Source organism: Tritonibacter horizontis (assembly GCF_001518015.1).
Lineage (GTDB): Bacteria > Pseudomonadota > Alphaproteobacteria > Rhodobacterales > Rhodobacteraceae > Epibacterium > Epibacterium horizontis.
In genome coordinates this window covers 120914-139237 of sequence record NZ_LPUY01000074.1, presented here as the reverse complement: position 1 = coordinate 139237, position 18324 = coordinate 120914, and the positions used below count along the sequence as shown (strand labels likewise).

Here is an 18324-nt window from a genome sequence, read left to right as displayed (position 1 = left end):
CCGGCCTGAAGATCCTCCAGCGCACTTTGCGCGTTTCGGATCATGCAGGCCAAGTATGACGATCCAAGCTAGCATTTTTGCAATTCTCGGATTTTTTCAGAAACTCATTCTCTGCGTCGACAAATTTGCAAAAGGTTCCGTCCTGCCACAGTGGCTGTTGGCGAGACAGCGGTTAACGGCATCCGCAAATTCTGCAGGTCATACACGGGAAAACGCCGTTCAAACAGCATATTTGCTGGTCTAAGTCGACCAAGACACAGTGATGTCGTGCACAACAGGCCGCGTGATTTCGACCGAACTACAAGTCCGATAATCAGTATTATGTAAATAAGAGGTGATGCGGCGACGGTGTATTCCCGCGCCGCATCCAATTGGTGACCAGTTTGTTCTGGTAGTTTCAGGCGAAAAGCTCGTGTGCCAGTTCCAGCGCATCCACGAGACGATCAACATCTGATGTGGTGTTATACAGCCCAAAGGACGCCCGGCAGGTCGCGGTCACGCCAAGGAAATCCATCAACGGTCCCGCACAGTGATGACCCGCACGCACGGCGACGCCTTTTTTGTCCAGGATCGTCGAGATATCGTGAGCATGTGCGGCGCCGTCCAGGGTCAGGCTGAAGATAGCGGCCTTGTCCGCCGCTTGCCCCTGGATGTTCAACCAGTTGAGGCCTTGAAACTTGCGGCTAGCATAATCGCGCAGCTCGGCCTCGTGCGTGGAAATCTCAGCCATGCCGATATCCATCATATAGTCCAGCGCAACACCCAGTCCGATCGTCTGCACGATCCCAGGCGTTCCGGCCTCAAACTTCATCGGCGGATCGTTATAGATCACCCGGTCGCGACTGACTTCCTTGATCATGTCACCACCACCGATGAACGGCCGCATCTCTGCCATTCGTTCTGGCCGGATATAGATCGCACCGGATCCTGACGGTCCATAAAGCTTATGCCCCGTGATCGCATAGAAATCACAACCGATGTCCTGAACATCTACCGGCAAATGGACCGCGCCCTGTGACCCGTCGACCAGAACCGGAACGCCTTTGGCACGGGCACCGGTACAGATGGATTTAACATCAACAACAGTCCCCAGCACGTTGGAACAATGGGTAATCGCCACAAGTTTGGTGCGTGGGCCAATCGCATCCAGAACGCTTTGCGGATCAAGGCTGCCATCAGCATCGGGTTCGACCCATTTCAACACGACGCCCTGGCGCTCCCGCAGGAAATGCCAGGGCACGATATTGGCATGATGCTCCATGACCGACAGCACAATTTCATCGCCGGCTTCGAAACGCGGCATCGCCCAGCCATAGGCCACGAGATTGATCCCCTCGGTGGTCCCGGAGTTGAGGACGATATGGTCTTCGTTGCCGGCGTTCAGAAACTTGGCAACGGTGCCACGGACGGCTTCGTACTTTTCGGTGGCGAGGTTAGAAAGAAAGTGTAACCCCCTGTGAACGTTGGAATATTCCTCTGCGTAGGCCTTTGTCACCGCATCAATCACAACCTGAGGCTTCTGAGCGGAGGCGCCATTGTCGAGATAGGTCAGCGGCCTTCCATTGACCTCGCGCGACAGGATTGGGAAATCGGATCGGATTTTTTCGACATCATACATTGGACGTCTCCAGAATTGCAGGGACAAAAAGCCCCATCAGAAGCAGGACGGTCGTGATCGCGCCGAGACCGGCCATCAGAACCACACCGAGAGATTTGGCCAGGGACGCCAGCCCGAAACCTTCGTTCGTGAAGTGTAGCAACAGATAAAACCCATAGATCGCTGAGATGAGATTCAGCACGATCGCCAGGGGCGGAACGACAAAAATAAGGGCGATTGCAACAGCTTGAACAGCGATATTCAAGAACCTGAGCCAAACAAGCAGGCCAAGGTATGGAACAAACCGTGCCTGCCCACCCAGCCAGCGCCCGACCACTAGCGCACAAAAGGTAAAGGCAAGCTGCAAGGACACGAGCAACACGCCAAACGCCGGAGCGCTAAGCATCGGAAAGACCCCATTGGAGGGCACGCCGAGCAAATAGCCCTGAACCGCATAGAGCAGAACGGTCAGAACCACGCAAAGCGCAAAACCGGTCCAGACGACATCTGTGCCAAATTGCCGGATCAGCATGCGGCGCGCAGCCGAGGCCGGGTCCACCAAAGTTTCGATGGCGAGCGATTTGAAATCCATCAAGATTTTCCCCAGTAGGCCTGACGCAATCCCGCAATCCAGAACCAAACGAAAATGAGAAACCAGAAAACACCAACCGCATTCAGCGCGCTGCCCTGTCCGATGAATCCCGCCACCAGACCGTTCAGCAACAGGATCGGAGTGGCCGCGAGAAAAGCCCAGAACAGCGCCAGCCGACTTTGGTACCCGTCGCCCTGCCCGCCCAAAGCGCGCAGGATCAGGTGCGAGACCCACGCCAGCGCATAAAGCGCCAGCGGCGCCATGAAAACGATCCCGAGCAGCGCACCGCCCAGCAGCATATTGAGCTCCTGCCCCGTCAAATGGGATTCACGGGCGAGACGCGGCATCTGAGCGATGAACATCAAGGTGCAACCGCCCATCAGGATTGCCAAAAGCCGGTCTTCACGCGGCCCCATCAAGAGGAGCCGCGCGATCACCTGCTGGGGTCGCCGGTAGGTCGCCAGAATGTCGGTGCTCACCGCCATCGTGGCCTCAGCCCCGCCGGGCCAACCAGCCGTAGAGGCGGTCATTGATCGATGCGGCGATCTCGTCGCTGTCGATTTCCTGTACCGCTTCGGCTAGAAACGCCAGGGTCATGAGGTTGGTCGCCTCCGCCTCTGGCACGCCGCGCGACCGCAGATAGAACAAGCCTTCCTCGTCAATCGCACCGGAGGTGGAGCCGTGCGAACAGGCCACGTCGTCGGCATAGATCTCCAGCTCTGGCTTGGCGAGGAACTGGCTGTCGTCGTCCAGCAGCAAGGACTGGGAAATCTGATATCCGTCAGTCTTTTGCGCGCCTTCCTTCACCAGGATCTTACCCTGGAATACGCCCGTGGCACCGTTGCGCAGAACCTTTTTGAAGACCTGGCGGCTCTCACAGTTCACCGCATCATGTGTGACGAATACGGTGTCGTCGTGGTGAAAATCGCCATCGCCAACGCAGGCCCCCGCGACATGGGCGACCGCGTCATCGCCGAGAAATTCGACCACAGCCTCGTTACGGGTCAAAACACCGTTCACGGTCAGCGTGAAGCTTTTGAACACGGATTCCTGGCCCAGCCGCGCGAACATATGGGTCGCTGCGCGGCGTTCGTGGTCGCGCCCCTGCGACCGCACCACATGCAGGGTGCCACGATCGGCGATGTCGATCTCGATCACGTGGTTGAACCGCGATGCGGCGGGTCCGTTTTCAAGAATTGTCGCTTCGGCATCGCTGTCAACCTTGATCACATGGTGCAGGATCGCGTCAGAGTTTTCCTGGCCGTGACGATATACAAAGTTGAGCGGCTTGGACGGCGTGCCGGTGACATGGACAACGACACCATCCGTGGCAAAAGCTGTGTTCAGCGCCGCCAGGGGCCGTTCCACCGGGATCTGACCGCGTGCTTCAAGAACGCCGTAGATGTCCTTGGACCAATGGATATCTTTGTCCTTCAGATCAATCAGCCGTTCGATGCTGACACCTTCGAGCGACAGATCATCCGAAGCATCCGGATCAAACACACCATCGACAAAGACGATCTGCAGCCTGTCAAAGCCATCGAACATCGCTGCTTCGCCGCTTTCAAACACGGCAGCCGCTGGTGCCTCCACCGCGGTCAACGTGTCTGGGCGGGTGTATTTCCAGTATTCATCACGCCGATCAGGCAGACCCATGGTCTGAACCCGGGACAGGGCCGCACGACGGGCGACGTCAAGGCAGCCCCCGGTCGGCAGGTCCAAGGCCGCAAGGCGAGCCTCGGTCGTGGAGTGTTTCAGTTCAGGAAGCGCCATTATGCCACCTCTGCGAGGATGTCGGCGTAACCGTTATGCTCCACTTCAAGCGCCAGCTCGGGGCCGCCCGTCTTGATGATACGCCCATCCGACATGATGTGCACAACGTCCGGTTTGATATGGTCCAACAGGCGCTGGTAATGGGTGATCACAAGGAAGCCACGGCCCTCGTCCCGCAGCGCGTTGACGCCATCGGCAACCAGTTTCATCGCATCGACATCCAGGCCGGAGTCGGTTTCGTCAAGAATGCACATCTTCGGCGCAAGCATCGCCATCTGCAGGATTTCGTTGCGCTTTTTCTCACCACCGGAGAAGCCGACATTGACCGGACGCTTCAGCATCTCGGCGTCGATCTTCAGGGTCTTGGCTTTTTCACGCACCACCTTGAGGAAGTCAGAGGCCGACAATTCCTCTTCGCCACGGGCCTTGCGCTGTGCGTTTACGGCAGTGCGCAGAAAGGTCATGTTGCCAACGCCGGGGATTTCCACCGGGTATTGAAAGGCCAGAAACACGCCAAGCGCGGCGCGCTCTTCCGGTTCCAGCTCCAGCAGCTCTTCGCCTTCCAGCGTCGCGGAGCCTTCGGTGACCTCATAGCCATCCTTGCCGGACAGAACATACGACAGCGTCGATTTGCCAGACCCGTTCGGCCCCATGATCGCATGGACCTTGCCCGCTTCGACGGTCAGGTTGACGCCTTTGAGGATCTGCTTGTCCTCTTCTTCAAGTTTCACGTGCAGGTTTTTGATTTCAAGCATGTTTCTTCGCCTTTTCTCTCATGCAGCACATCGGGGATGGCAGCTGCTTTTCTTGTCTCGTTACCCATCCGCGCCGGTCTGGCGGGGTGTGATAACGTAATTCTTGTTTCGATTGTAGCGTTGCAGCGTGTCCGCAATCACGTAGCCAAGGTCATCCACCAGCGCATGAAACGCGTCGTCGTTGTCACGGTCGACCTCTACCAGCAAGGCGGGACGGCATCGGGAAATGACGGTTTTCAGACCTGAAAGAACATCAATTTCCATACCTTCCACGTCGATCTTAATGAAGTCGGGAGAGCTGTCCGCCAGCGCAAGGTCACCCGTGGTCACCTCGATGTCACCCGCGCCGGGCAACATCTTTGCAGCGCCGAGGTTCCGGTCGCGATCCTCCATCCCAAAGCTGCCCTGCGGTGCCGCGCCAAGCCCCTTGCCGATATGGCTCAGATCGAACCGCGCCGCGAGCCCATTGGCCGCGATGTTCGACAGCAACAGCTTGTAGGCGCGCGGGTTCGGCTCGAACGGGATAACCTTGCCGGCCGACAGAAAGACCGCCGCATAAAGCCCATGGTTCCCCACATTCGCCCCGATATCGACGAAGGTGCCCCCAAGAGGAAAAAGCGACTTGATAACAGCCAGTTCTTCCTCTTCGTAAAAGCGCCCTTCGCGATGGGACCGCTGGATCGGATCCCGCTGCATCTCGACCGAGAACACCATCCGGCGGCCGTGAATTTCGCTTGTGTAGAGGTCTACACCGCCAAAGCCCACGGATTGGCCAGACGCCACACGCCGCAGGAATTCCGCCAAGTGATCTGGGTCAAACAGCACTGTCGTGTCTCCGAACTTGCAAGCCTAGCCCACCATCGCCGTCGCACCGACACCGCAAAACGCGGCCCTGGCGTGCATATTGACGGAAGCGGTGGTGGTAAGGACCATGGTTAGCCCACCGAACCTTCGAGCGAAATCGCAACCAGTTGCTGGGCTTCCATGGCAAATTCCATCGGCAGTGCCTGAAGAACATCCTTGCAGAACCCGTTCACCACCAGGGCGACCGCTTCTTCCTCATCCATGCCGCGCTGGCGGCAATAGAACAGCTGGTCGTCATCCACCTTGGAGGTGGTGGCCTCATGCTCGACGCGGGAAGAATTGTTCTTCACCTCGATGTACGGCACCGTGTGGGCACCGCATTTATCCCCGATCAGCAAGCTGTCGCACTGGGTATAGTTGCGCGAGTTTTTCGCCTTCGGGTGCATCGAAACCAGCCCGCGATAGGTGTTCTGCGCCTTGCCGGCAGAGATCCCCTTGGACACGATCCGGCTTTTGGTGTTTTTGCCGAGGTGGATCATCTTGGTGCCGGTATCGGCCTGCTGCATGTTGTTGGCGATGGCGATGGAGTAGAACTCGCCCTGGCTTTCGTCGCCGCGCAGGATGCAGGACGGGTATTTCCAGGTCACGGCAGAGCCGGTTTCCACCTGCGTCCACATCACCTTGGCCCGGTCGCCCCGGCAATCGGCACGTTTGGTGACAAAGTTATAAATGCCGCCCTTGCCGTTCTCGTCGCCGGGATACCAGTTCTGAACGGTGGAATATTTCACCTCTGCGTCTTCTTCGATGATGATCTCGACCACGGCGGCATGCAGCTGTGCGGTATCGCGCTGCGGCGCGGTGCAGCCTTCGAGGTAGGACACATAAGAGCCCTTGTCAGCGATGATCAGCGTACGTTCGAACTGACCGGTGTTTTCGGCGTTGATGCGGAAATAGGTCGACAGTTCCATCGGGCAGCGCACGCCCGGCGGCACATAGACAAAGGACCCATCCGAGAACACAGCGGAGTTCAGCGTGGCGTAGAAGTTATCCGACGCAGGAACCACCGTGCCGAGGTATTTTTTCACCAGCTCGGGATGCTCCCGGATCGCTTCGGAGATCGAACAGAAGATCACGCCGGCCTTTTTCAGTTCCGCCTGGAAAGTCGTGCCGACGGAAACGGAATCAAACACCGCATCGACTGCGACCTTGCGGCCTTCGGCGGGCGCGCCCTCGGCGCCCTCGACGCCGGCCAGAAGCATCTGTTCTTTCAACGGGATACCGAGCTTTTCATAGGTCGCCAAAAGCTTCGGATCGACCTCGTCCAGCGACTTTGGCTTTACTTCCATGCTCTTGGGACGGGCATAGTAGTATTGATCCTGAAAGTCGATCTTGGGGTAGGTCACCATCGCCCACTCCGGTTCTTTCATACCGGTCCAGCGGTCAAAGGCCTGAAGACGCCATTCGGTCATCCATTCGGGCTCTTCGTTCTTGTCCGAGATCAGCCGCACAATGTCCGGGTTCACGCCCTTGGGCGCGTATTCCATCTCGATATCGGTATTCCAACCGTATTTGTAGGTGCTGACATCGCGAACGGCATCCACCGTTTCCTGATCAACACCTTCTTTTGCTTCGAATTGGTCCAGAGCGGCCATCGTCTTCTCCTAAACTCACGCCAAACGGGCGCGATGTTTCTTCTGTTTGGCGCACCACGCTTTAGCAAAGCGCAACACATCCGTTTCAGTCGTCTCCGGCCCGAGCGATACGCGGATCGCACCCTGGGCCGTGATCTCGTCAAATCCCATTGCGGTCAGAACCGCGCTGGCACGCACCTTGCCACTGGAACAGGCACTGCCTGCACTGATCGCAAAACCAGCCAGATCCATCTGCATGATCTGCGTTTCGCCCTTCCAGCCGGGGGTCGCGAAACACGAGGTATTCGGAAGGCGGCGGGCCGCCTGCCCTATGAAAATAGTTTCTGGGCACTCTGCCGCAACCGCGTTTTCTAGAATATTTCTAAGTTCTGCAACCCGATCCCAGACGCCCGCGTCCAAATCTTTGGCAGCGGCTTCAGCTGCGGCTCCGAAACCTGCGATTCCAATCACATTTTCCGTCCCCGACCGGCGTCCCATCTCCTGGCCGCCCCCTTTGATCTGCGACGAAAGCTCCGTGCCACGTTTGAGCAAGAGCGCGCCGACCCCCTTGGGGCCACCGAATTTATGCGCCGACATCAGGGCCATCGTCGCCCCCATCCAATTAAACGCAGCCGGCAGTTTGCCAAAAACCTGGGTCGCATCCGTCACCGCCAGCCCGTCCGGCAGATCTTGCACGATGCCCGTTTCCGAGTTGGCCAGTTGAAGGGTTGAACGCGCGGGATCCAAAACCGTGACAACACCCGACTGGGAAACAGATAGATCTTCAGTCACCCAGGACCTTACGGCGTCATGCTCAACCACAGATCCGTGCAGGTCGCGACCAGAAAGCGCCAGCGCGGCCCCTTCTGTTGATCCCGAGGTAAAGACGATATCGGCCCCCTCGGCACCAAAGGCAGCAGCGATCTGGGCCCGCGCGCGTTCCACCAGGGATTTGGCCGCGCGCCCTTCGGCGTGAACCGATGAGGGATTGCCACAGAGATCCATCGCCGCAACCATGGCCGCCCGCGCTTCGGGGCGCAGCGGCGATGTGGCATTATGGTCCAAATAGACGCGGGTCATCGTGGATCTTTCCAGAAACAAAGCAAAGGCATGGGTTTAGGAGGATTTATTCATCCACAACCGCAAACAGGGTCGGAACCGCGGGACAGGGCGCAAGATCATTGTCGATCACATCCGACAGGCGGGTCTGGTGCAGGAACACATAGACATGCGCGCTCAACCCCTCCCAAAGCCGGTTGGTCAACGATTGTTCGCGGCTGCCACAGGCCCCGCCAGAGACGCCGGCGCCTTTGTGCATCGCATCCACCGTCTCGTCGACGGCGGCCAGGATTTCAACCACGCGGATCTCCGTTGCGGGTCTTGCCAGGCGATACCCACCACCGGGACCACGAACCGAGGACACAAGTCCCGCCCGCCGCAGTTTAACAAACAGCTGTTCCAGATACGGCAGCGAGATGTCCTGGCGCCGCGAGATGTCGGCCAGCACGACCAACCCCTTTGCCGGATGCATTGCGATGTCGGCCAAGGCCACCATGGCATACCGACCCTTTGTAGAAAGCTTCATCCACTCACCCTTTCGTCGAAAAGGCAGCAAATGATTGACGATACCATTGCCAATGCGTATTTCAGCTTGACAAGGTGCCGGTAGCAACCCGCGCCTCTTTAGAATAGTTCTAAGGTGTCAGAGAAATTTCGTCAAGTATATGTCTCTGACATTCGCGCCAAAAGAGAGTAGGATCCACCCACCCATGCCTGAGGTCATTTTCCCCGGACCCGAAGGACGCCTGGAAGGCCGTTACCACCCGCAAAAGGAAAAGGACGCGCCGATCGCAATCGTGCTGCATCCGCATCCCCAATTCGGCGGCACCATGAACAACAAGGTGGTGTATAACCTTCACTATGCCTTCTATAACATGGGCTTTACCGTCCTGCGGTTTAATTTTCGCGGCGTGGGTCGCTCGCAAGGCGAATACGATCAGGGCGTCGGAGAACTGTCCGATGCCACATCTGCGCTCGATTATCTGCAGTCGATGAACAACAATTCAAAGCATTGCTGGGTCGCTGGGTTCTCCTTTGGGGCCTGGATCGGTATGCAACTGTTGATGCGTCGGCCGGAGATCACCGGATTTATCTCGGTCGCCCCACCTGCCAATATGTATGACTTTTCCTTCCTCGCGCCCTGCCCGTCCTCCGGGTTGATCATCAACGGGACCGCCGACCGGGTTGCCCCGCCTGCGGACACGGTGAACCTGGTGAACAAGCTGCACGAGCAGAAGGGCATCACCATCACCCATACCGAGATCGAAGGCGCGGATCATTTCTTCCAGGACACGCATATGGACAACATGATCGGCAACGTGAACGACTATGTGAAGCGGCGGCTGACGGAAAGCTCGCGCTGATGTCGACGCTGGACAGGCTGGCGGCTCAGCTGGCTGAGGATACGCTCAAGGTCCAGGATGCGCTTGAAGAAGATCGCATATACATGGAGGTCGCCCAGGTACTCGGGGCGGCCTCTCAATCTCTTGAAGAAGCTTATTTGACAGAGATCCGCGTCCGGCTTGCCGAACGCACGGCGCGCGAATTCCTGACGACCCGTTTAGAAACCGCCAAGGCGGCGCTAGAAGCAAGGGCCCAGACCAAAGAATGACCTCAGACCTGACGCTGCAATTCGAATTCCTGTGCGACATCGAGAGGTTACGCCAGGTAGAGCGTCAGAACCTGTTGCTGGACGGCCGTCGCCGGGAAAACTCTGCCGAACACAGCTGGCACCTTGCGCTTTATGCGCTGTGTTTCGCGCCCTATGCCCCCGCAGAGGTTTCGATCCCACGGGTGATCAAGATGTTGCTGCTGCATGACATCGTTGAAATCGACGTGGGCGATCATCCGATTGATGAGCCGACCAACTGGTCTGCGGTTGCCGCGGCAGAAGAGGTCGCGCAACGCAGGATCTTTGGTTTGCTGCCAGCGGCGCAGTCCGACGTCTTCGCAGGCCTCTGGACGGAGTTCGAAGCCGCCGAAAGCCCGGACGCTCGCTTTGCAAAAGCTCTGGACTACTGTCAGCCGATCTTCCAGACGCTTTGCGGATCTGCGGCGCCTCCGGACCATATCCGCGTTGTGCGCGAGAACCTTGCCACCGGGCGCGCGACCTGCCTCAAAGACCGGTTTCCCGAGGCCTATGACGCGGCGCAGTTGCTTTTGTCCGGCCAGACACTGCCCGAAACGGATTTCTCCGCCCGGCTCCGGTTTCTGTCCGAAGCGGATCAGCTCAAGTCCGTGCTGCGGGCCTCAAAGATCGCAGATGGCAGCCGCCATGAAAACTCCGCCGAACACAGCTGGCATATCATGCTCTACGCCTGGGTTCTGGCAGAGCACAGTTCGACCAACATCGCGCCAGACCGGGTGCTGGCGATGCTCTTGCTGCACGACCTGGTGGAAATCGACGCGGGCGACGTGCCGATCCATACCGCCCTTGCGGCCGCTGACCTGGCCCGGATCGCCGCAGCAGAGCAGGCCGCGGCCCAGCGGCTCTTTGGCATGCTGCCGGAGGCTCAAGCGCGCGATTTTCTGGCCCTCTGGGACGAATTCGAGGCCAACAATACGCCAGATGCGATCTTTGCCAAGGCCATTGACCGGGTCCAGCCGATCTTGTTGAACCTCGCGAATGGCGGCGGCAGCTGGGTTGACTACAACGTCACCCTGCCCCAGCTCGACACGCGGGTCGGAGCCAAGGTCGCGCGCGGGGCGCCGCTGGTCTGGGATCATATTCGCCGCCTGCTCACCCCATGGTTCACGGCACAAGGCCGGATCTGACGCCCACGTCCCGTACCGAGGTTTCACGATGCACTATCTCTATCTTATGGCCGCAGTACTTGCCGAGACGATCGGCACCACGGCGCTGCAGGCCAGCCAGCAATTCACCCGGCTCGGCCCGGTCCTGATTGTCATTGTGGCCTATGGGGCGTCGTTCTTTCTGATGAGCCTGACGCTGAAGGTCATGCCGGTCGGTATCGTTTACGCGATCTGGTCCGGCCTGGGCATCGTGTTGATTGCCATCATCGGATTTGTCGTTTTTGGTCAGCGGATCGACTTTCCCGCCGCCCTCGGAATGGCGATGATCCTGGCGGGCATCCTGGTGATTCACCTGTTTTCCAACAGCGCCAGCCACTAAAACCCGTGGCCGATGCGGCAGCGCGGCGTCAGAAAGTGATCAAGACCGTATTTCCTCTGGCCTTTGGCCGGGTATCACGGTATGCGCGCGGCAACCCCAATTAAAGGCATGACCCATGGACCTGCGCAATATTGCGATCATCGCGCACGTTGACCACGGTAAAACGACACTGGTTGACGAGCTACTTAAACAATCCGGCGCATTCCGCGAAAACCAAGCCGTGGCAGAACGTGCCATGGATTCCAACGACCTGGAACGCGAACGCGGCATCACCATTCTGGCCAAATGTACCTCGGTCGAATGGAAAGGCACCCGGATCAACATCGTTGACACCCCCGGTCACGCCGATTTCGGTGGTGAGGTCGAGCGGATCCTTTCGATGGTGGACGGAGTCGTTTTGCTGGTGGACGCCGCCGAAGGCCCGATGCCGCAGACCAAATTCGTGACGTCCAAGGCCCTGGCCCTGGGCCTGCGTCCCATTGTGGTGCTGAACAAGGTCGACAAACCCGACGCCGAGCCGGATCGCGCGCTGGACGAGTGTTTCGACCTGTTTGCTAATCTCGGCGCCGATGACGACCAGCTGGATTTCCCGTCGATGTATGCCTCGGGTCGTTCCGGCTGGGCCGATATGGAGCTGGACGGCCCGCGCGAGAACCTCGACGCGCTGTTTGACATGGTGGTCAAGCACGTGCCTGCGCCCAAGCAGATCGCCCAGATGAAAGAACCCTTCCGCATGCTGGCGACCACGCTTGGTGCGGATCCGTTCATGGGCCGCATTCTGACGGGCCGCGTTGAAAGCGGGACGCTCAAGATCGGCGAGAGCCTCAAGGCGCTGAGCCGCGAAGGCGAGCTGATCGAAAACTTCCGCGCCACCAAAATCCTCGCGTTCCGCGGCCTGTCCCAGCAACCGATTGAAATCGCCGAAGCCGGTGACATCGTGACCATTGCTGGCATGACCAAGGCGACCGTTGCGGACTCCCTGGTGGATACCTCCGTGACCGAGGCGCTGCCCGCCCAGCCGATTGATCCTCCGACCATTACTGTGACGTTTGGCATCAACGACAGCCCGCTGGCCGGTCGGGACGGTAAGAAGGTGCAGTCGCGCGTTATCCGCGACCGCCTGATGAAGGAATCCGAACTGAACGTGGCCATCGAGGTCACCGACACACCCGGCGGCGAAGCATTTGAGGTTGCCGGTCGCGGCGAACTTCAGATGGGCGTTCTGATCGAGAACATGCGCCGCGAAGGGTTCGAGCTGTCAATCTCGCGTCCGCAGGTGCTGTTCACCGAAGAAAACGGCCAGCGCATGGAGCCGGTCGAGGAAGCCACCATCGACGTGGATGACGAATATTCCGGCGTCGTGATCGAAAAACTCACCGGCAACCGCAAAGGTGAGCTGGTCGAGATGAAACCCGCTGGCGCCGGCAAGACCCGCATCATCGCCCATGTGCCCTCGCGCGGGCTGATCGGCTATCACGGCGAGTTCCTGACCGACACCCGCGGCACCGGCGTTCTGAACCGTGTGTTCCACGGCTGGACACCGCACAAGGGGTCTATTCCGGGCCGGCGCGCCGGTGTGCTGATCTCAATGGAGAACGGACAGTCTGTCGCCTATGCGCTGTGGAACCTCGAAGAGCGTGGCAAGATGTTCATCGGTGCGCAGGCCGATATCTACCAGGGTATGATCATCGGCGAGCACAGCCGCGAAAATGACCTGGAAGTGAACCCGCTGAAGGGGAAAAAGCTGACCAACGTTCGGGCCTCTGGCACCGATGACGCGGTTCGCCTGACGACACCCGTCACGCTGTCACTGGAAGAAGCGATTGCCTATATCAACGATGACGAGCTGGTCGAAGTGACGCCCACCTCCATTCGTCTGCGCAAGCGTTATCTTGACCCGCATGAACGCAAGCGGATGGCCAAAGCCAACCAGTAAGCACTGCAAATACTCAAAAGGCCGCCGATCTGGCGGCCTTTTTTGTTGGCAACGCCTGATGTCGGAACGCCTGTTCTACATGCCCAGTGCGCTCAGGTGCGAATGCAAAGAAAAGGGCGCCAGATGGCGCCCTTCGTTGAATCTATGCAACCCAATGCCTGGTCAGTCGCTGGTTTCGACGACCATCAGCTCTCGTTCCGAGGCGCCGCGCGCGTGATCCAGCGCTTCCTGGTATTCCGGGCTGTTGTAGCAGTCTACGGCAGCATCGACGCTGGGGAACCGGGCAACCACATTGCGCGGGCGCTCCTTGCCTTCCAGCTGAACAAAACGACCGCCACGAGCGATGAATTCGCCGCCATGTTTGGCGATGGCCGGACCGGCCAGCTCGGCATATTGACCGTAGGCCTCCTGATCCGTGACAGTGACATGTGCAATCCAAAGTGCGGGCATCAAAGCCTCCTCTCTTGTTCGACCGCCGGGCAGGCAAAAGAATGTCTGCCCGTCAGGCCAAGTGGTTTGATCCAATGGTCAGCTGGCAAGCAAGGCCTCTGCGGCCTTGATCGCGTCCTCCGCTCCGGCAAAATCCTTGCCACCGCCCTGCGCCATATCCGGGCGACCGCCGCCGCCCTTGCCGCCAACGGCCGGAACCGCCGCGCGCAGAACGTCAACGGCTGAGATCTCAGCCACCAGATCGTCAGTGACCCCGGCCGCAACCGCGACTTTTCCCTCGTCTTCGGCAATCAACAGGATGACGCCCGAGCCGATTTTTTGCTTGTGGGCATCAATCAATCCCCGCAAATCTTTGCCGGACACGCCCTGAAGCGCCTGCCCCAGAAAGGTCTTGCCGCCAATCTCGCGGGTTTCTGCAGCGCCATCGGAACCGCCCCCCATTGCAATCTGCTGCTTGAGGTTTGAGATCTCATTCTGCAGCGCCTTGCGCTCGTCCATCAGGGATTTCAGCCGATCGATCACCTCGGTCGGTTGAGTTTTCAGCGCACCTGCGATCTCCGCCATACGCGCGGCTTCGCCTTCCAGATGCTCCAGTGCAATCGCGCCGGTCAGCGCCTCGATCCGGCGCACCCCGGCCGACGACGCGCTGTCACCGAGGATCACGAAGGTCCCGATGTCACCGGTCTGCTTGACATGGGTGCCGCCGCACAACTCCAGCGAATAGGTGTCGCCGTTCTTCCCCTTGCCGGTGGCGGCCTTCCCCATCGAGACAACGCGAACCTCGTCGCCGTATTTCTCGCCAAACAGCGCCTGCGCACCAAGAGCACGGGCATCGTCCGGGGTCATGATCCGGGTTTCGACCGTGGAATTCTGGCGGATATAGCGGTTGACGTCTGCTGTGACCTGGCGCAATTCGGCTTCGCTCAGCGCCTTGGTATGGCTGAAATCGAACCGCAGGCGGTCGTGAGCATTGAGCGATCCGCGCTGTGCCACATGATCGCCAAGCGCCTCGCGCAGGGCCTCGTGCAGCAAGTGGGTCGCGGAGTGATTTGCACGAATAGCCGACCGACGCTCGTGATCGACCTCTAGCTGTGCAGCGGCGCCAGTGGTCACCTGACCTTCGATCACCGCGCCGATGTGAATAAAGACGCCCGCGACCTTTTTGGTGTCGGTCACCTGCACGGCACCGCCCTCGACGCGGATCACACCCTGATCGCCAACCTGTCCGCCGGATTCGGCGTAGAAGGGCGTCTGGTTCAGAACCACCTGGACACTGTCGCCCTGCCCGGCTTCGCGAACCTCAGCGCCGTCCTTGACCAGGGCGACGATCTGCCCTTCGGCTTGCTCGGTCTCGTAGCCGAGGAAATCCGTGGTGCCCTTGGCATCGGCGATGTCGAACCAGACCGTGCTGTCCACCGCCTCGCCCGAACCGGCCCAGGCGGCGCGCGCCTTGGCCTTTTGTTCTGCCATGGCGGCGGCAAATCCGTCGGTGTCCACCTCGCGGCCCTTTTCGCGCAGTGCATCCTGCGTCAAATCCAGCGGGAAACCGTAGGTATCATAGAGCTTGAACGCGGCGGCGCCGGGCAATGGCGCGCCGTCATCAAGATCCAGAATCTCGTCGTCCAACAGTTTCAGACCGCGATCCAGGGTTTGTTTGAACCGGGTTTCTTCCTGCTTCAACGTTTCTTCGATCATCGACTGCGCCTGACGCAGTTCGGGATAGGCCGCCCCCATCTGCTGAACCAAAGCGGGCACAAGCCGGTGCATCACCGGATCTTTTACCCCCAACAGATGCGCGTGACGCATGGCCCGGCGCATGATGCGACGCAGCACATAGCCACGGCCGTCATTGGCAGGCATCACGCCATCGGCCATCAGGAAAGAGGTCGAGCGCAAATGGTCCGCAATCACCCGGTGGTGCACGTTCTGGTCGCCATAGGGATCGACATTGGTGACATCGGCCGAAGCTTCGATCAGTGCCTTGAACAGATCCGTATCGTAGTTGTCATGGCTGCCCTGCAACAAGGCGCCGATCCGCTCCAGCCCCATGCCGGTATCGATCGACTGCATGTCGAGAGCTTTCATCGAGCCGTCTTCGAACTGTTCGTTCTGCATGAAAACGACATTCCAGATTTCGATGAACCGGTCGCCGTCTTCCTCGGGAGAGCCGGGAGGACCACCCCAGATATGGTCGCCATGATCGTAAAAGATCTCGGTGCAGGGACCGCAAGGTCCGGTGGGACCCATTTGCCAGAAGTTATCCGACGTCGCGATGCGGATGATGCGGTCTTCGGGCACACCGACCTTTTTCCAGATCTCAAACGCTTCGTCGTCGGTGTGGTAAACGGTGGTGTAGAGCTTGTCCTTGGGAATGCCGAATTCGCGCGTGATCAGCTCCCAGGCAAAGGGGATGGCCTCGGATTTGAAGTAATCCCCGAAGGAGAAGTTCCCCAGCATTTCGAAAAAAGTATGGTGGCGCGCGGTGTAGCCGACATTGTCGAGGTCGTTATGCTTGCCGCCGGCGCGCACACATTTTTGTGCAGTTGTCGCCCGGACATAGTCGCGTTTTTCAAGCCCGGTGAAGCAGTTCTTGAACTGCACCATCCCTGAGTTGGTGAACATCAAGGTCGGGTCATTGCGCGGGACAAGCGGACTGGAATCCAGAACCTCGTGGCCCTGCTTGGCAAAATAGTTGAGGAAGGTCGACCGAATGTCGTTCAAGCTGGGCATGATCACGCGGCTCTCTGATGTGAAGGGAACAATCCTAGGCGGTTTATCTCGCCTGTGCGAGGCTGTCCACCGCCCAAAAACCGATCTGGCCCGCCCGTGTGCCCCGTGCCGCTATGCCTTGGACAGAAGGTCCCCGGTCCGGATCGTCCCGGCCGTCTCGACCGAACACAGGACACCGCGCAGACGCAGGGGATGGTGTTCGTCCTGATCCACCCAGCATTTCGCCGCCGCACCATAGCGGGTTTTCCACTTCACACAGCCATCGTTGAACACATCCGAGACCTTGAGCACAGCACCACCGACCCGGAGAAATTGACCGACGGGCAGGTTTTCCTCGGAGAGATCCATGTCAACAATGAAGGTATCGCCAGGATGAGGGGTGTCTTTGCGCGCGCGCCAAACAAGGTCCAACACGCGCAGAGACAGGATCGAAATCTGAATGCCGGGATCGGGACGGCCATCCTCAAGCCGCAACCAGGGGCGTTCGAGCCATCGATCCCCCTCGATCCCGCGCTCTGCAGAGACCGAAATCTCATCCACGAAATTGCGCCTGCCATAGCCCGGACGCAGACACAGCATGGAAATGGCCGCCCGATCTTTCGGGGCGGCCATCACATACGGCAGGGCCGCATCCAGGTCTTCTTGACTAACCAGCATCGTCAGCCTTCGAACAAAACATCGTCGTCCTTGTCCTCGGGTGGCATTTCGAAATCAAGCCCATGCGCGGCGCGGATCTTGTCTTCGATCTCCAGGGCGATGCGTTTGTTTTCGCGCAGATAGGTCTTGGCATTTTCGCGCCCCTGCCCGATCCGCTCGTCCCCGTAAGAGAACCAGGCCCCGGATTTGTTGACCACACCCGCAATCACGCCAAGGTCGAGCAATTCCCCCATCTTGGAGATGCCTTCGCCATACATGATGTCGAATTCAACTTGTTTGAACGGGGGCGCAACCTTGTTTTTCACCACTTTGACGCGGGTGCTGTTGCCAACGATCTCGTCACGATCCTTGACCGAACCGATGCGGCGAATATCAAGGCGCACGGAGGAGTAGAACTTGAGCGCATTGCCGCCAGTCGTGGTTTCGGGCGAGCCGAACATGACGCCGATTTTCATGCGGATCTGGTTGATGAAGATCACCATGCATTTGGACCGGCTGATCGAGCCGGTCAGCTTGCGCATGGCCTGGCTCATCAGTCGGGCCTGCACGCCGACGCTGCTGTCGCCCATGTCGCCCTCAAGTTCGGATTTTGGTGTCAGCGCCGCGACAGAATCGACAACCACCATGTTGACCGCTCCGGAGCGCACCAGCGTATCCGTGATCTCAAGCGCCTGTTCGCCGGTATCGGGCTGCGAGATCAGCAATTCGTCCAGATCAACGCCCAGCTTGCGGGCGTATTGCGGGTCAAGCGCGTGTTCCGCATCCACAAAGGCGCAAACGCCGCCGCTTTTTTGCTGTTCAGCGATGCAATGCAAGGTCAGCGTGGTCTTGCCCGAGCTTTCCGGCCCGTAGATTTCAATGATCCGCCCCATGGGCAGGCCACCGATGCCGAGCGCGATGTCCAGCCCCAGCGAGCCTGTCGAACTGGCCTCGATCTCCTGCAGGGCGGTGCCATCGCCCAGCTTCATGATCGAGCCCTTGCCGAACTGCCGTTCGATCTGGGCAAGCGCGCTGTCCAGAGCTTTTTTCTTGTCGCCGCTCTTCTTGTCGTCCTTCATGGTCAATAGATCCGCCATAGTACCCGTGTCCTTCTCTATGTGTCACACCCAGAGGCGGACGACAATCACTGCTTTGTTCTCCTCTTGTTCCTTATGGGTTCAAAACAAGAACATTGCAAGCCCAATCCACCTTGTTTCAGGGACTGGCA

The 18324-nt window shown here is 59.0% G+C and carries 18 protein-coding genes; 5 read left to right on the top strand and 13 right to left on the bottom strand.

The annotated features are described in order from the left end of the window. Nucleotides 1–397: 397 nt before the first annotated feature. From TRIHO_RS12865 to iscR, 9 genes are all read right to left on the bottom strand, one after another. Complete coding sequence (locus TRIHO_RS12865; RefSeq protein ID WP_068244218.1) at nt 398–1618, bottom strand: cysteine desulfurase; 1221 nt, start codon at nt 1616–1618, stop codon at nt 398–400. Continuing rightward, complete coding sequence (locus tag TRIHO_RS12860; protein WP_068244215.1) at nt 1611–2189, bottom strand: YIP1 family protein; 579 nt, start codon at nt 2187–2189, stop codon at nt 1611–1613. Before TRIHO_RS12860 ends, TRIHO_RS12865 begins: the two co-directional genes overlap by 8 nt. Beyond that, the gene (locus TRIHO_RS12855; protein ID WP_068244456.1) at nt 2189–2674 is read right to left on the bottom strand and encodes a hypothetical protein; all 486 of its coding nucleotides are present in this window, start codon (nt 2672–2674) and stop codon (nt 2189–2191) included. Before TRIHO_RS12855 ends, TRIHO_RS12860 begins: the two co-directional genes overlap by 1 nt. Before the next feature lie 7 nt (nt 2675–2681). After that, entirely contained in the window at nt 2682–3962 is a 1281-nt protein-coding gene (locus TRIHO_RS12850) for a SufB/SufD family protein (protein WP_068244212.1), read from the bottom strand. After that, on the bottom strand, nt 3962–4717 hold the full coding sequence (gene sufC / locus TRIHO_RS12845; RefSeq protein ID WP_068244209.1) for a Fe-S cluster assembly ATPase SufC: 756 nt from the start codon (nt 4715–4717) through the stop codon (nt 3962–3964). The genes TRIHO_RS12850 and sufC overlap by 1 nt, the downstream gene beginning before the upstream one ends. A gap of 60 nt (nt 4718–4777) precedes the next feature. Beyond that, a complete protein-coding gene (locus TRIHO_RS12840) occupies nt 4778–5542 on the bottom strand; it encodes an FkbM family methyltransferase (RefSeq protein WP_068244205.1) in 765 nt (254 codons plus the stop codon). 110 nt (nt 5543–5652) lie between these two features. Further along, nucleotides 5653–7173, bottom strand: coding sequence for a Fe-S cluster assembly protein SufB (gene sufB / locus TRIHO_RS12835; RefSeq protein ID WP_068244202.1), 1521 nt, complete (start codon nt 7171–7173; stop codon nt 5653–5655). A gap of 15 nt (nt 7174–7188) precedes the next feature. Further along, nucleotides 7189–8232, bottom strand: a complete 1044-nt coding sequence (locus TRIHO_RS12830; protein ID WP_068244199.1) for a cysteine desulfurase family protein — start codon at nt 8230–8232, stop codon at nt 7189–7191. Nucleotides 8233–8278: 46 nt separating this feature from the next. Further along, nucleotides 8279–8737, bottom strand: a complete 459-nt coding sequence (gene iscR / locus TRIHO_RS12825) for a Fe-S cluster assembly transcriptional regulator IscR (protein WP_068244197.1) — start codon at nt 8735–8737, stop codon at nt 8279–8281. Between the two features lie 184 nt (nt 8738–8921). On the opposite strand from iscR, the gene TRIHO_RS12820 reads away from it, so the two are divergent. From TRIHO_RS12820 to typA, 5 genes are all read left to right on the top strand, one after another. Beyond that, nucleotides 8922–9575 carry an alpha/beta hydrolase gene (locus TRIHO_RS12820; RefSeq protein WP_068244194.1) on the top strand — a complete coding sequence of 218 codons (654 nt, stop codon included), beginning with the start codon at nt 8922–8924 and terminating at the stop codon, nt 9573–9575. Further along, nucleotides 9575–9823, top strand: a complete 249-nt coding sequence (locus TRIHO_RS12815) for a hypothetical protein (RefSeq protein ID WP_068244191.1) — start codon at nt 9575–9577, stop codon at nt 9821–9823. Before TRIHO_RS12820 ends, TRIHO_RS12815 begins: the two co-directional genes overlap by 1 nt. Continuing rightward, a complete protein-coding gene (locus tag TRIHO_RS12810) occupies nt 9820–10986 on the top strand; it encodes an HD domain-containing protein (protein ID WP_068244188.1) in 1167 nt (388 codons plus the stop codon). Before TRIHO_RS12815 ends, TRIHO_RS12810 begins: the two co-directional genes overlap by 4 nt. Before the next feature lie 28 nt (nt 10987–11014). After that, nucleotides 11015–11344, top strand: a complete 330-nt coding sequence (locus TRIHO_RS12805) for a DMT family transporter (RefSeq protein ID WP_068244185.1) — start codon at nt 11015–11017, stop codon at nt 11342–11344. Nucleotides 11345–11459: 115 nt separating this feature from the next. Further along, a complete protein-coding gene (gene typA / locus TRIHO_RS12800) occupies nt 11460–13280 on the top strand; it encodes a translational GTPase TypA (RefSeq protein ID WP_068244182.1) in 1821 nt (606 codons plus the stop codon). Between the two features lie 162 nt (nt 13281–13442). Here typA and TRIHO_RS12795 read toward each other — a convergent pair whose 3' ends face one another. From TRIHO_RS12795 to recA, 4 genes are all read right to left on the bottom strand, one after another. Beyond that, nucleotides 13443–13730, bottom strand: coding sequence for a DUF1330 domain-containing protein (locus TRIHO_RS12795; protein WP_068244179.1), 288 nt, complete (start codon nt 13728–13730; stop codon nt 13443–13445). 78 nt (nt 13731–13808) lie between these two features. Beyond that, a complete protein-coding gene (gene alaS, locus TRIHO_RS12790) occupies nt 13809–16460 on the bottom strand; it encodes an alanine--tRNA ligase (protein WP_068244453.1) in 2652 nt (883 codons plus the stop codon). A gap of 111 nt (nt 16461–16571) precedes the next feature. Further along, nucleotides 16572–17117, bottom strand: coding sequence for an MOSC domain-containing protein (locus TRIHO_RS12785; RefSeq protein ID WP_068244176.1), 546 nt, complete (start codon nt 17115–17117; stop codon nt 16572–16574). Nucleotides 17118–17119: 2 nt separating this feature from the next. Further along, entirely contained in the window at nt 17120–18193 is a 1074-nt protein-coding gene (gene recA, locus TRIHO_RS12780) for a recombinase RecA (protein WP_068244173.1), read from the bottom strand. Nucleotides 18194–18324: the final 131 nt, after the last annotated feature.

Coding starts and splice junctions, on each gene's coding strand:
- TRIHO_RS12795 (WP_068244179.1), bottom strand. CDS start 13,730: ATGCCCGCACTTTGGATTGCACATGTCACTGTCACGGATCAGGAGGCC.
- sufC (WP_068244209.1), bottom strand. CDS start 4,717: ATGCTTGAAATCAAAAACCTGCACGTGAAACTTGAAGAAGAGGACAAG.
- TRIHO_RS12830 (WP_068244199.1), bottom strand. CDS start 8,232: ATGACCCGCGTCTATTTGGACCATAATGCCACATCGCCGCTGCGCCCC.
- TRIHO_RS12855 (WP_068244456.1), bottom strand. CDS start 2,674: ATGGCGGTGAGCACCGACATTCTGGCGACCTACCGGCGACCCCAGCAG.
- TRIHO_RS12785 (WP_068244176.1), bottom strand. CDS start 17,117: ATGCTGGTTAGTCAAGAAGACCTGGATGCGGCCCTGCCGTATGTGATG.
- recA (WP_068244173.1), bottom strand. CDS start 18,193: ATGGCGGATCTATTGACCATGAAGGACGACAAGAAGAGCGGCGACAAG.
- sufB (WP_068244202.1), bottom strand. CDS start 7,173: ATGGCCGCTCTGGACCAATTCGAAGCAAAAGAAGGTGTTGATCAGGAA.
- iscR (WP_068244197.1), bottom strand. CDS start 8,737: ATGAAGCTTTCTACAAAGGGTCGGTATGCCATGGTGGCCTTGGCCGAC.
- alaS (WP_068244453.1), bottom strand. CDS start 16,460: ATGCCCAGCTTGAACGACATTCGGTCGACCTTCCTCAACTATTTTGCC.
- TRIHO_RS12810 (WP_068244188.1), top strand. CDS start 9,820: ATGACCTCAGACCTGACGCTGCAATTCGAATTCCTGTGCGACATCGAG.
- TRIHO_RS12820 (WP_068244194.1), top strand. CDS start 8,922: ATGCCTGAGGTCATTTTCCCCGGACCCGAAGGACGCCTGGAAGGCCGT.
- TRIHO_RS12850 (WP_068244212.1), bottom strand. CDS start 3,962: ATGGCGCTTCCTGAACTGAAACACTCCACGACCGAGGCTCGCCTTGCG.
- TRIHO_RS12815 (WP_068244191.1), top strand. CDS start 9,575: ATGTCGACGCTGGACAGGCTGGCGGCTCAGCTGGCTGAGGATACGCTC.
- typA (WP_068244182.1), top strand. CDS start 11,460: ATGGACCTGCGCAATATTGCGATCATCGCGCACGTTGACCACGGTAAA.
- TRIHO_RS12865 (WP_068244218.1), bottom strand. CDS start 1,618: ATGTATGATGTCGAAAAAATCCGATCCGATTTCCCAATCCTGTCGCGC.
- TRIHO_RS12860 (WP_068244215.1), bottom strand. CDS start 2,189: ATGGATTTCAAATCGCTCGCCATCGAAACTTTGGTGGACCCGGCCTCG.
- TRIHO_RS12805 (WP_068244185.1), top strand. CDS start 11,015: ATGCACTATCTCTATCTTATGGCCGCAGTACTTGCCGAGACGATCGGC.